Raw genomic sequence first — 11,934 nt, 5'->3', positions numbered from 1 at the left:
TAGGACATCGCCAGGCTTTGATTCCGTTGTTTGCATAGCAAATAACAACCTCAACAGTGTATTAATCTGTTGATGACAATTTGTTGGAGGGATGGCTGAGTGGTCGAAAGCACCGGTCTTGAAAACCGGCAACCGTTAATAGCGGTTCTAGGGTTCAAATCCCTATCCCTCCACCACCATTGAAAAGCCCGCTGAGAAATCAGCGGGCTTTTTTCATTTCTGTCGTATCAGAATTCTGCCAATAAAAAAAGAGCACTAGCGTGCTCTTTTCTATGTCTCTACCAAACAGTCATCTCGCCCATTAATCCGTTAAATATTTCCCTTCTGCAACCTGCCAGAATGCGCGAATAAGTGGGTTATCCAATTGTGCTCGCTTACAACATACGCCTAATTCAAACGGTTTGATCGGTTCTATCTTTAAGCGTTCAACTTTATCTCTTACTGGGCTGTTATTGATGACGACGTCTGGAGCAATGCCAATACCACACCCAAGAGCCACCATGCTAACTATCGCTTCGTGGCCAGATACCTGAGCATAGATATTGGGCTTGATTTTCAGCTTCTTGAACCAAGCGTTGGCACGCTCACGTGCGGTCCCCGCCTCTGGAATGATGAATGGCAGATCATTCCAATCGATGTGTTCAGACTGTAGTTGTTGGCTGAAGCTACTGACTCCTGCTGGAGAGATAACAGATAGCGGGATATCACTAATCGTTTCAAACTCCAGGCGTGATGGAAGGATATCTGGCTTTGCGGAAATAGCGATATCGACTTCGTCATTGAGGATCTTATCTATTGCTTGAGCTGGGTCGCCCGTTGAGAGTTTAAATTCAATATAAGGATGGAGAGCTCGAAACTCAGTAATTAACTCAGGCAAATGACTATAGCTTGCTGTCACTGAACAGAAGATTCGAATCTCACCTTTCAGCTCTTGCTCTCCGCCCTTTAAATGAAGGTTGTACTGTTGCCATTCACTGACAATATTGAGTGCAACGGGAAGCAGTTGTTTTCCTGCTGGAGTGAGGTCGACACTACGGTTATCTCGAATCAGCAGCTCTTGCCCTGTTTCATCTTCGAGTTTCTGTATTTGGCGACTTAAAGCCGATGGGCTGACGTGCATCGCCGCCGCAGTCTTGCTGAAATTTTTGCTGTCACACAAATGTATGAATAACTGTAATGATTTTATGTTCATATATTACGAATGTTTCCACGTTGCATTAATTGCAATAACTAATTGTGAATATATCACTTTAAGCAACCGCATGTCTGTTTTAGTATGAACTCATTCGGTAACAAAGCTACCGACCTCAACGGAAAAATTCTTAAAAGGAGCGCCCAGATGGCTAACTATTTCAATACTTTAAACCTACGCGAGCAGCTAGACCAATTAGGTCGTTGTCGTTTCATGGACCGCAGTGAATTTGCAACTGAAGCGGATTACCTGAAAGGTAAGAAAGTCGTTATCGTTGGTTGTGGTGCTCAAGGCCTGAACCAAGGTCTAAACATGCGTGACTCTGGCCTGAACGTAGCGTACGCACTTCGCCAGGCTGCGATTGACGAGCAGCGTCAATCTTACAAAAACGCAAGAGAGAACGGTTTTGAAGTAGACAGCTACGAAAACCTAATCCCTGAAGCAGATCTAGTGATCAACCTAACTCCAGACAAACAGCATACAAACGTTGTTGAGACAGTAATGCCTCTAATGAAAGAGGGTGCTGCACTAGGTTACTCACACGGCTTCAACATTGTTGAAGAAGGCATGCAAATTCGTAAAGACCTAACGGTTGTTATGGTTGCACCTAAGTGTCCAGGTACAGAAGTACGTGAAGAGTACAAGCGTGGCTTCGGTGTTCCGACTCTTATCGCCGTTCACCCAGAGAACGATCCAAAGGGTGAAGGTTGGGATATCGCGAAAGCATGGGCTGCTGGTACTGGTGGTCACCGTGCGGGCTGTCTAGAGTCTTCATTTGTTGCTGAAGTGAAATCGGACCTAGTGGGCGAACAGACTATTCTATGTGGCATGCTACAAGCAGGTTCTATCGTTTCTTACGAGAAGATGGTTGCTGAAGGTATTGACCCGAGCTACGCAGGTAAGCTTCTACAGTACGGTTGGGAAACTGTTACGGAAGCACTAAAGTTTGGTGGTGTGACACACATGATGGACCGTCTATCAAACCCAGCGAAAATCAAAGCGTTCGAGCTTTCTGAAGAGCTAAAAGAGCTTATGCGTCCACTGTACAACAAGCACATGGATGACGTAATCACAGGTCATTTCTCTAGCACTATGATGGCTGACTGGGCAAACGACGATGCGAACCTACTAGGCTGGCGTGAAGAAACAGGTCAAACTGCATTCGAAAACTACCCTGAAGGTGATGTTGAAATCTCTGAGCAAGAGTACTTCGACAACGGTATCCTAATGGTTGCAATGGTTCGTGCTGGTGTTGAGCTAGCGTTCGAAGCAATGACTGCATCTGGCATCATCGATGAGTCTGCATACTACGAATCTCTACATGAGCTTCCACTAATCGCAAACACGGTTGCTCGTAAGCGTCTATACGAAATGAACGTAGTAATCTCTGATACAGCAGAATACGGTAACTACCTATTTGCAAACGTAGCAACGCCACTATTACGTGAGAAGTTCATGCCTTCAGTATCTACAGACGTTATTGGTAAAGGTCTAGGTGAATCATCTAACCAAGTAGACAATGCTCGTCTAATCGAAGTGAACGAAGCTATCCGTAACCACCCAGTTGAGTACATCGGTGAAGAGCTACGTGCTTACATGAGCGACATGAAACGCATCGCAGTAGGCGGCTAATTAGCATCGCAAGAATTTAGAGAACTCCAAAAAATTTGGAGTCATAAATAAAAAACACAACATCTAATTAAAAGGCTTGGTCGCCGTTGACCAAGCCTTTTTGTTTTTACAGAGCTCGCTAACTTGCTCCTGAAGATGTGGACGATGTATGTCTTCACAATCACGCCTTAAAGCAATAGAAGAGTATTGCTTGGAATATACTTTCCAGAATACAAGCGAATAAAAAAGGGTTGATGCTTACACATCAACCCTTTTGTATTTCTGTATTTACGCTTACTTGTCAGCTAGCTTCGCTTCTAGATCTGCTAGTTTTTGTTCCATCTCAGTCAGCTTCTGACGTGTACGCAGTAGAACCTGAGTTTGAACATCGAACTCTTCACGGCTGACAACGTCTAGCTTGTTTAGTTGGCCTTGGATAACTTGGCGAACCTTTTGGTCCACATCAGAACCTAGCTCTTTCACTGGCTGAGGCATAGAGTCATGGATTTGTTTCGCAATCTGCTCTAGTTTTTTTGGATCAAACATATCAATTAAAACTCCTGATTATTTCCTACTATTCTATTTAATCGCAGTGGAGATGTCGCCTGTGGCGTATAAAAAAAGGTCACCGAAGTGACCTTTTTGCGATTAACGTGAAACTTGAGGTTAGTTGTTGTCCGCTAACTCACGGTGTGCCGCTTTCGCTTCATCGACACGTGCTAGTTTCTCTAAGTCTTTATCTTCAACAAAAACCGGTAGTGGTTTGTGTTTCTCTGCTAGGTAGCTGTAGATAACAGGCAACACGAACAGAGTGAAGATAGTACCAATTGCTAGACCAGCAACGATAACAATACCGATACTGAAGCGTTGAGCAGCACCTGCACCACTTGCGTACATCAGTGGGATAAGACCTGCGATCATCGCTGCAGTTGTCATCAGGATAGGACGTAGACGAACCTTCGCCGCTTCCATTACTGCTTCAATACGTGATTTCTTGTTGTGCAGTTGCTCTTCTTTTGCCACCTCACAGATCAAGATACCGTGCTTGGTAATCAGACCAACCAGTGTGATCAAACCTACTTGTGAGTAGATGTTCATGGTTGCTGCACCCCATGCAAGGGCAATCAACGCACCACAGATCGCCAGTGGTACCGAAACCATGATAACCAGTGGATCCTTCACTGACTCGAACTGAATCGCCAGTACTAGGAAGATGATCGCCAGTGCTAGACCAAATGTTGCGTATAGCGCGCTACCTTCGGTTACGTACTGGCGAGCCTCACCCATGTAGTCATGGTTGTAGCCACTTGGTAGTTTGGTCTCTGCAATGTTCTCAAACCATGCAATCGCATCACCCATCGCAGCGCCTGGAGCCGGTACGGCACCAATCGTTGCTGAGTTCAGTTGGTTGAAGTGAGGAAGAGAGCGAGGCTCTGCCACCACATCAATGGTAATCAAACTGCCCAGAGGAACGGCTCTGCCATCAGCTGCACGTACGTAGTAGTTGTTCATCGATTCAGGGTTCAGACGGAACTTACGTTCAACCTGTGGGATAACTTCGTACGAACGACCATTCAGGTCGATACGGTTTACGTAACCATCTGACATCATAGTACCTAGCGTGATACCGATATCTTGCATTGTCACGCCGTAAGCACCTGCTTTGTCTTTATCGATGTTGATCTTCATGGTCGCTGAGTCGTAGTTCAGATCAAGATCTGAGTAAACGAATAGCGGATTTGAAGATACTTCTGCCAGAATGTCAGTTGTGATCTGGAAAAGGCTCTCAAAGCTGTTTGGTGTTGTAATAACAAACTGAATTGGAAGACCTGAACCTGCACCTGGAAGCTCTGGCATTTGGAACGCCGTTACTGCCATTCCTGGAACATCTTTAACTAACTCACCTACACGGTTAGCAACGTCAGACTGACTGGTTTCACGCTCACTCCAAGGCACCATAGATGCAATACCAAAGGCTTGGTTTGCGTTTGGCACACCAGTGAACACCTGAGCGTACGCTACTTCTGGTTGATCAGATAGAATCGTGTTTACGTCATTCATGGTGTTTTGCATGAAATCTAGGTTCGCATTCGATGGTGCGGTACCCATAAGCATGATTACACCTTTATCCTCAGATGGCGCGAGCTCACTCGGGATAAATTTGAACAGCATTGGCAGACTTGCAAATACGATGATAGCGAAACCAATGAACACTGGACGATGCTGCATTACCGCACCAAGCATACGCTCATAACGGTTAGTCATGCCATCAAGAACATTGTGTACCTTCTGCTCAAACTTGCTTGGCTCAGCGTGAGCTTTAAGCATTTTTGAACACATCATCGGAGAAAGTGTCAGTGCTACGATGCCCGATACAAATACCGAACCGGCAAGTGTTAGTGCGAACTCTTTAAATAGTGAGCCCGTAATACCACCCATCATCGCGATTGGCGCATATACCGCACCTAGCGTCAGTGTCATTGCAATAACTGGAACCGCGATTTCACGAGTACCGATGATTGCTGCACGGAATGGCGATTCACCAAGCTTGATGTGACGGTCGACGTTCTCAAGGACAACGATCGCATCATCTACCACCAGACCGATAGCGAGTACCATCGCCAGTAGCGTCATCAGGTTCCAGGAGAAACCCATCGCCTGCATTACCATTGCCACACCGATTAGAGACAGTGGAATAGTAACGATCGGAATCAGTACTGCACGGAACGAACCTAGGAACAGTGTGATAACGACCAGTACGATCAAAGCCGCTTCAAGAATGGTTTTAATAACCTCTTGAATAGACTCATTGATTGCAATAGTCGAGTCATACATCACGTTCATCGAGATGTTGCTAGGTAGGTTCTTCTCTAGTTGAGGAAGAAGCTCAAGTACATCTGCTGCAATGTTGATCGGGTTTGCACTTGGTGCTGCGTTAATCGCTGCAACAACCGCTTCCTGACCGTTGGCACTTGCTCGGTAAACATCGTGGCTCTTCTCTAGAGAAACCTTAGCAATGTCAGATAGACGGATAATTTCGCCTTCGCCGCTACGTACTACAAGATTCTCTAGCTCTTCAACATTGGATACTTGGGTATCAGCACTGCCGTTGTAAAGTACGAACTCACCCGTCGCTTGGCCCGTCGCTGATTGGTAGTTGTTGGCGTTCAGTACCGTCATCACATCGCTAGCAGTTAGGTCAACTGCCGCCATTTTTGACGGGTCTAGCCATACGCGAAGTGCGTATTTCATACCACCATATAGATCAACCTTCGATACACCGTTTACCGTAAATAGCTGTGGGTTGATTACACGCTCTAGATAGTCGGTAATCTGGCTCGAAGCCAATTCATCACTGGTGAAACCGATGTAGAGTACTGCTGTTGTCGAACCAGTAGACATGGTTACGGTTGGATCTTCCGCTTCTTTTGGAAGCTGAGAACGTACCGAGTTCGTCTTAGCTAGTATGTCAGACAGAGCCGCGTTTGGATCCGTGTTCAACTTCATGTTAACAGTAATGGTAGAGCTACCAAGAACCGAGGATGAAGTCATATAGTCGATGTTATCCGCCTGGGCAACTGCTTGCTCAAGAGGCTGAGTAATAAAACCTTGGATAAGATCGGCACTCGCACCATAGTAACTCGTTGTTACGGTTACCACGGTATTCGTCATTTCTGGGTATTCACGCACCTGCATTTTGAAGATTGCTTGCAAACCAAGCAGCGCTATCAAAAAGCTGATGGATACCGCTAGAACTGGACGTTTAATAAAAACATCAGTAAAGCGCATTGTGCCTCCGATTACAGCTTAGGTGTTTCAGAAGGTGGCGTGATCGCATCACTCTCAACAACCTTCACTTTGGCACCATTACTTAGACGTACTTGGCCAGAAGTCACGACTACATCACCAGCTTTCACACCCTCAAGGATGTGAGCGATGTCTGCAGTGCGTTCACCGACCTTAACCACGTGCTGCGTTACACGTTTCACGCCGTCTTCTTCCGTCAAGATGTAAACATTGTCGCCGTATAGAGTGAATGTAATCGCCGTTTGCGGCAGAGTAACTTGGTTCTCTAATTTAGGCAGAATGATGTTGGCACGAGCGAACATACCGCTACGTAGCTTGCCATCACTGTTTGGAATGTCAGCTTGAACTTGAATCAGACCACTTTGAACGCTAACAGCAGGTTCGATTGCGCTAATAGAGCCTTCAAACGGTATCTCCGGGTAAGCATCCACAAAGATATCGATCGATTGACCAACGTTGATGCGCGAGATGTCTGTTTGAGAAACCGTGAAACGCAGGCGCATCACACTGGTGTCTTCTAGACGAACGATGTCAGTACCTGATTGTAGGTATTGACCTAGGTAAACATTACGAATACCCACAGTGCCATCGAACGGTGCGCGAATTTCACGACGAGCGATCGAAGCCTTCAGGCTCTCAATATCAGCAGATAGAGAGAAGTAGTTTGCTTCTGCTTCATCGTATGCTTCTTTTGAAATAGAACCTTTCTTGAATAGACCCTGGTAACGCTTGTACTTAGCTTGTGCTGCTGGTAGTCGCGCTTGAGAGCTTTTCAGGTTTGCTTTTTCAACGTCAGAATCAAGACGAACCAATAGTTGATCGCTCTTAACCTCAGTACCTGATTCAAAAGAGATCTGGTCGATAATGCCGCTGGTTTCGTTTGCCAGTGTTACACCTTGGTTAGGTTCGATGAAACCAATCGCTTCGATTACTGGAACCCAATCGATCGGCTGAACCTCGGTCACCGTTACCGGAAACTCAGGCTCAGGTCGGTTTGCCATATATTCAGCAATTTTTTGTTGTTTGAACATGTTGAACCCAATTACGCTGCCAAAAAGAAGCACAGCGATGAGTAACATGAAGAAAGTCCACTTTTTCATTATGGTCAAAACTCCGATCAGTGTTTAATTATTGCGTCCCAGCTCGCTTCGATAGCCGCTTCTAACGCTTCATCGTCGAGATGGTAAAAACCTAAAGAATGCTTACGAGCAAGTGACACACTTGCTGCTAAGCTCAATCCACCTAATACTTCATTATCAAGTGGTTTAAATAGCCCTTGCTCTTTGCCCTCGTTAAACAACAGCTCAACTTGGGCAAACATTTTTCTTTCTAGTTCCCTGAAAGTTTTACTATTTGTTACAGGTAAAGAGTCATATTGAACGCGGTTTTTGATCGCCGCTAGATTGGTGCCAGCCAAGTTCCATATGTTGAGCCACATGGTTCTGTAACGTTGCTTGATTGGTGCGGAGTCATCGACGCCATTTTGCACCGCTTCTGCAATACGTTCAGTAACCTGAATGCGCACCTCTTCAATTAAGTGCTCTTTATCATCGAAATAGCGATATATCGTGCCCGCAGCTACGCCTGCTTCTTTGGCCAACTTCTGCATTGAAAGGCCTTGAAAACCTTCCGCTGCTATCAGTGTTTCGGCGGCAGAGAGTATCTGTAAGCGCTTATCCTGAGAGGTATGATTAGTCATAATCTCATCACTAATGAATGAACGTTCATTCATTATAGCTCAAGAACCATACATTTGTGCAAGTTAGTTTTATACATAAAGCGTAAAAATCTTGTATAAGAGAACGTAGCATTAAGAACATTGCAGCTTTATTATAGGCGCGAATTCCAATTTAACCCTGAGATGACATCGAGAATCTAATGAGACTGAACCCAAGACAAGACGAAGCCGTGAAGTACGTGTCGGGCCCCTGCTTAGTATTAGCGGGCGCTGGATCGGGCAAAACACGTGTTATCACTAATAAGATCGCCTACTTGGTTCAGGAGTGTGGCTACAAGGCACGAAACATTGCTGCTGTGACCTTTACGAATAAGGCTGCGCGAGAAATGAAGGAGCGTGTTGGTCAAACATTAGGTAAGAACGAATCTAAAGGGCTGATTGTTTCTACGTTCCATACCATGGGCTTGAATATCATTCGCCGCGAATACAAAGCGCTGGGTCTCAAGGCGGGTTTCTCACTGTTTGATGATCAGGACCAGTTGGCGCTACTTAAAGAGCTAACAGAGAAACAGATTGATGGCGATAAAGACCTTCTGCGTCAGCTGCTGAGTACCATCTCGAACTGGAAGAACGACATGTTGACGCCTGATCAGGCCAAGGCGCGTGCAAAGGGTGAGCAAGAGCAGTTGTTTGCATTCTGTTTTGAGATGTACCAAAAGCAGATGAAGGCCTACAACGCACTCGATTTTGATGATCTGATCGCGATGCCAGTACTGCTTTTAAAGACCAATCAAGAAGTGCGTGAGCGCTGGCAGTCTCGTATTCGCTATCTACTGGTGGATGAGTATCAAGATACCAACACCAGTCAGTATGAACTGGTACGTCTATTAGTGGGTGAACGTGGTCGTTTGACCGTGGTAGGTGATGATGACCAATCTATCTACTCATGGCGTGGTGCAAAACCGCAGAACTTGGTACTACTGGGTGAAGACTACCCGAGTCTTCGTCTAATCAAGCTCGAGCAGAACTACCGCTCAACCAGCCGTATCTTGCGAGCAGCCAACATTTTGATCGCCAATAACCCGCACGTTTATGAAAAGTCTCTTTTCTCTGAGATCCCAGACGGCGAAAAGCTCAAGGTACTGAACGCCAAAAATGAAGACCATGAGGCGGAGCGTATTACCGGTGAGATCATCGCGCATAAATTCTTAAACCGTACTGAATATAAAGATTATGCGGTGCTCTACCGTGGTAACCACCAATCGCGCCTGATTGAAAAAGCGCTGATGCAGAACCGTATTCCTTACAAGATCTCGGGGGGCACCTCATTCTTCGCTCGTGCCGAGATTAAAGACATCATGGCTTACCTGCGAGTGCTAGTGAACCCGGATGACGATAATGCTTTCCTACGTATCGTGAATACACCGCGTCGTGAGATTGGCCCGGTGACTCTCGAGAAGCTGGGTAGCTATGCCAACATGCGTGGAAAGAGCTTGTTTGAAGCGAGCTTTGAGATGGGCTTGGAGCAAACACTGACAGGTCGAGGGTTAGAGAACCTACGCCGCTTCACCGATTGGATTGTGCGTATCTCAGATAATGCAGAGCGTGGCAACACTGTCGATGCCGTTCGATCTTTGGTTCGTGATATCAACTACGAAGATTGGTTATACGAAACGTCTGCGAGCCCGAAAGCAGCAGAAATGCGCATGAAGAACGTCTCTGACCTTTATAGCTGGATCGTAGCTGACCTTGAGGGTGATAACTACGATAAAGAAGAGAAGACGTTAAGAGAGGTCGTTCAGCGTTTGACCCTGCGTGACATGATGGAGCGTGGTGAAGATGATGACGATGCAGACCAAGTGCAATTGATGACCCTGCACGCTTCAAAAGGTTTGGAGTTTCCGTATGTATACCTAATGGGCGCGGAAGAGGGCATTCTGCCGCACCAAACCAGTGTCGATGAAGGTAATGTCGAAGAAGAGCGTCGATTGATGTATGTAGGGATCACTCGTGCACAAAAAGAGCTGACCTTTACTAAATGTCGTGAGCGCCGTCAGTTTGGTGAGTTGATCAAACCGACTCAGAGCCGTTTTCTCGATGAGTTGCCACACGATGATGTGGAGTGGGAGACGGTGAAAAAGCCGCAATCCCAAGAAGAGCGAATGGAGAAAGGCCAAGCGCATATTGCGAATATTCGAGCGATGTTCAATAAGAAATAATCCAGACAAACAAAAAGGAGACCATTAGGTCTCCTTTTTTGAATCTATCTTTCTAGTTATAGAAATTACAGACCCGCGATCATGTGCTCGATAGCGTCTTTGATCTCGTCGTCTGAACAGTCCATACATGAACCTTTCGCTGGCATCGCGTTGAAGCCGTTGATTGCGTGGTCAGCTAGAATGTCTCGACCTTGAGCAATACGAGGTGCCCAATCTGCAGCATCACCTGTTTTTGGTGCGCCACTTACGCCAGATGCGTGACAAGCAATACAAAAAGTACCGTAAACTGTTGCGCCATCACGAGGGCCTGTTGGTTCTGCAGCCACTGGCTCGCTACCAACTAGGTAAACTTGACCAACGGGTTTGATGCGCTCAGCAATTGCGTCATGCTCTGCTTGGCTCAGTTCTGATGCGACCGCTGTCGTTGAAAAAGTCACGGCTGCGATGACAAGGCTTAAAATTCGACGAGACATATCCATTAAACTCACTTTACATTCCCAAGGTAAGTACGTGCCTACCAATTATAGTGTTAGAGGGGTGTGTTGATTTTAGTTGCAAAAAGCGACTGTTAAATCAATGTAAATAATGGGTGATTATATCCCGATAAGTTGTTGCAATAAACAACAACTTATAGGCAATAGAGGGTTCTAGTACTCAAATAAGGGGTTTATCACATATTAACTGTCGAAAAAGAGAGCAAACGAGAAAAAAAATAAAAAAAGTACTAGACGACCTAGGGTGATATACGTATTATTCCACTCCGCCGACAGGGCATGCGCCTGTAGCTCAGCTGGATAGAGCGTTGGCCTCCGGAGCCAAAGGCCGAAGGTTCGAATCCTTTCAGGCGCGCCATCCGGACACTTGTTTCGACAAGTGAGAAATTGGCAGAAAGAAACAATGGTGGCTATAGCTCAGTTGGTAGAGCCCTGGATTGTGATTCCGGTGGTCGCGAGTTCGAATCTCGTTAGCCACCCCATTTTTCTTTTAAAGAATATCGGTAGCTTAGGCTCCCAGTTCTGATAAAATCGGAACAAAACATAAGTCGGTGAATAGCGCAGCTTGGTAGCGCATCTGGTTTGGGACCAGAGGGTCGGGGGTTCGAATCCCTCTTCACCGACCACTATTTCAATAATCGCTTCGGCGGTTATACAAAAAAATTAGTGGTGGCTATAGCTCAGTTGGTAGAGCCCTGGATTGTGATTCCGGTGGTCGCGAGTTCGAATCTCGTTAGCCACCCCATTAATTTTGTCGGTGAATAGCGCAGCTTGGTAGCGCATCTGGTTTGGGACCAGAGGGTCGGGGGTTCGAATCCCTCTTCACCGACCACTTTTAAGAAAGCTCATCAGAAATGATGAGCTTTTTTTCTATTTGGCGAAAGTATAATGGTGTATTCGGGGGCTGGAAGCCCAGTCGCATCGCCTCCCTCT

Annotated in this window: 8 protein-coding genes and 6 tRNA genes; 8 read left to right on the top strand and 6 right to left on the bottom strand. The window is 46.1% G+C overall.

The window, feature by feature from the left end:
• The first annotated feature begins 85 nt into the window (after positions 1-85).
• Positions 86-176 (top strand) — tRNA-Ser (locus KI655_RS11275).
• A gap of 125 nt (positions 177-301) precedes the next feature.
• Here the strand turns inward: KI655_RS11275 and ilvY are convergent.
• The gene (gene ilvY / locus KI655_RS11270) at positions 302-1,192 is read right to left on the bottom strand and encodes an HTH-type transcriptional activator IlvY (protein WP_150870594.1); all 891 of its coding nucleotides are present in this window, start codon (positions 1,190-1,192) and stop codon (positions 302-304) included.
• Between the two features lie 147 nt (positions 1,193-1,339).
• On the opposite strand from ilvY, the gene ilvC reads away from it, so the two are divergent.
• Positions 1,340-2,824, top strand: coding sequence for a ketol-acid reductoisomerase (gene ilvC, locus KI655_RS11265; RefSeq protein WP_285404884.1), 1,485 nt, complete (start codon positions 1,340-1,342; stop codon positions 2,822-2,824).
• A gap of 273 nt (positions 2,825-3,097) precedes the next feature.
• Here ilvC and KI655_RS11260 read toward each other — a convergent pair whose 3' ends face one another.
• The 4 genes from KI655_RS11260 to KI655_RS11245 form a co-directional block, all read right to left on the bottom strand.
• Positions 3,098-3,349 (bottom strand): accessory factor UbiK family protein, encoded by a 252-nt coding sequence (locus KI655_RS11260; protein ID WP_032551009.1) that lies wholly within the window; start codon positions 3,347-3,349, stop codon positions 3,098-3,100.
• Positions 3,350-3,469: 120 nt separating this feature from the next.
• On the bottom strand, positions 3,470-6,592 hold the full coding sequence (locus KI655_RS11255) for a multidrug efflux RND transporter permease subunit (RefSeq protein WP_152467921.1): 3,123 nt from the start codon (positions 6,590-6,592) through the stop codon (positions 3,470-3,472).
• Positions 6,593-6,603: 11 nt separating this feature from the next.
• Positions 6,604-7,710 (bottom strand): efflux RND transporter periplasmic adaptor subunit, encoded by a 1,107-nt coding sequence (locus KI655_RS11250; RefSeq protein ID WP_285404880.1) that lies wholly within the window; start codon positions 7,708-7,710, stop codon positions 6,604-6,606.
• A 17-nt stretch (positions 7,711-7,727) separates the two neighbouring features.
• Complete coding sequence (locus tag KI655_RS11245) at positions 7,728-8,309, bottom strand: TetR/AcrR family transcriptional regulator (RefSeq protein WP_285404878.1); 582 nt, start codon at positions 8,307-8,309, stop codon at positions 7,728-7,730.
• Positions 8,310-8,488: 179 nt separating this feature from the next.
• On the opposite strand from KI655_RS11245, the gene rep reads away from it, so the two are divergent.
• Positions 8,489-10,507, top strand: a complete 2,019-nt coding sequence (gene rep, locus KI655_RS11240; protein ID WP_285404876.1) for a DNA helicase Rep — start codon at positions 8,489-8,491, stop codon at positions 10,505-10,507.
• 65 nt (positions 10,508-10,572) lie between these two features.
• On the opposite strand, the gene KI655_RS11235 is transcribed toward rep, so the two are convergent.
• Positions 10,573-10,986, bottom strand: a complete 414-nt coding sequence (locus KI655_RS11235) for a cytochrome c5 family protein (RefSeq protein ID WP_032551017.1) — start codon at positions 10,984-10,986, stop codon at positions 10,573-10,575.
• A gap of 296 nt (positions 10,987-11,282) precedes the next feature.
• Between KI655_RS11235 and KI655_RS11230 the strand changes: the two genes are divergently transcribed.
• The 5 genes from KI655_RS11230 to KI655_RS11210 all read left to right on the top strand — a co-directional run bounded on the left by KI655_RS11230 (position 11,283) and on the right by KI655_RS11210 (position 11,833).
• Positions 11,283-11,359, top strand: a tRNA-Arg gene (locus KI655_RS11230).
• A gap of 48 nt (positions 11,360-11,407) precedes the next feature.
• Positions 11,408-11,483: transfer RNA gene (locus KI655_RS11225), tRNA-His, on the top strand.
• Between the two features lie 67 nt (positions 11,484-11,550).
• Positions 11,551-11,627, top strand: a tRNA-Pro gene (locus KI655_RS11220).
• Between the two features lie 43 nt (positions 11,628-11,670).
• Positions 11,671-11,746: transfer RNA gene (locus KI655_RS11215), tRNA-His, on the top strand.
• A 10-nt stretch (positions 11,747-11,756) separates the two neighbouring features.
• Positions 11,757-11,833, top strand: a tRNA-Pro gene (locus KI655_RS11210).
• Positions 11,834-11,934 lie beyond the last annotated feature (101 nt).

Origin of the sequence: Vibrio sp. D404a (assembly GCF_030248535.1) — a bacterium.
Classification (GTDB): Bacteria; Pseudomonadota; Gammaproteobacteria; order Enterobacterales; family Vibrionaceae; genus Vibrio.
The sequence above is the reverse complement of the archived record's forward strand: the minus strand, read 5'-3'. Positions and strand labels throughout refer to the sequence as shown.

Coding starts and splice junctions, on each gene's coding strand:
- KI655_RS11245 (WP_285404878.1), bottom strand. CDS start 8,309: ATGACTAATCATACCTCTCAGGATAAGCGCTTACAGATACTCTCTGCC.
- ilvC (WP_285404884.1), top strand. CDS start 1,340: ATGGCTAACTATTTCAATACTTTAAACCTACGCGAGCAGCTAGACCAA.
- ilvY (WP_150870594.1), bottom strand. CDS start 1,192: ATGAACATAAAATCATTACAGTTATTCATACATTTGTGTGACAGCAAA.
- rep (WP_285404876.1), top strand. CDS start 8,489: ATGAGACTGAACCCAAGACAAGACGAAGCCGTGAAGTACGTGTCGGGC.
- KI655_RS11260 (WP_032551009.1), bottom strand. CDS start 3,349: ATGTTTGATCCAAAAAAACTAGAGCAGATTGCGAAACAAATCCATGAC.
- KI655_RS11255 (WP_152467921.1), bottom strand. CDS start 6,592: ATGCGCTTTACTGATGTTTTTATTAAACGTCCAGTTCTAGCGGTATCC.
- KI655_RS11250 (WP_285404880.1), bottom strand. CDS start 7,710: ATGAAAAAGTGGACTTTCTTCATGTTACTCATCGCTGTGCTTCTTTTT.
- KI655_RS11235 (WP_032551017.1), bottom strand. CDS start 10,986: ATGGATATGTCTCGTCGAATTTTAAGCCTTGTCATCGCAGCCGTGACT.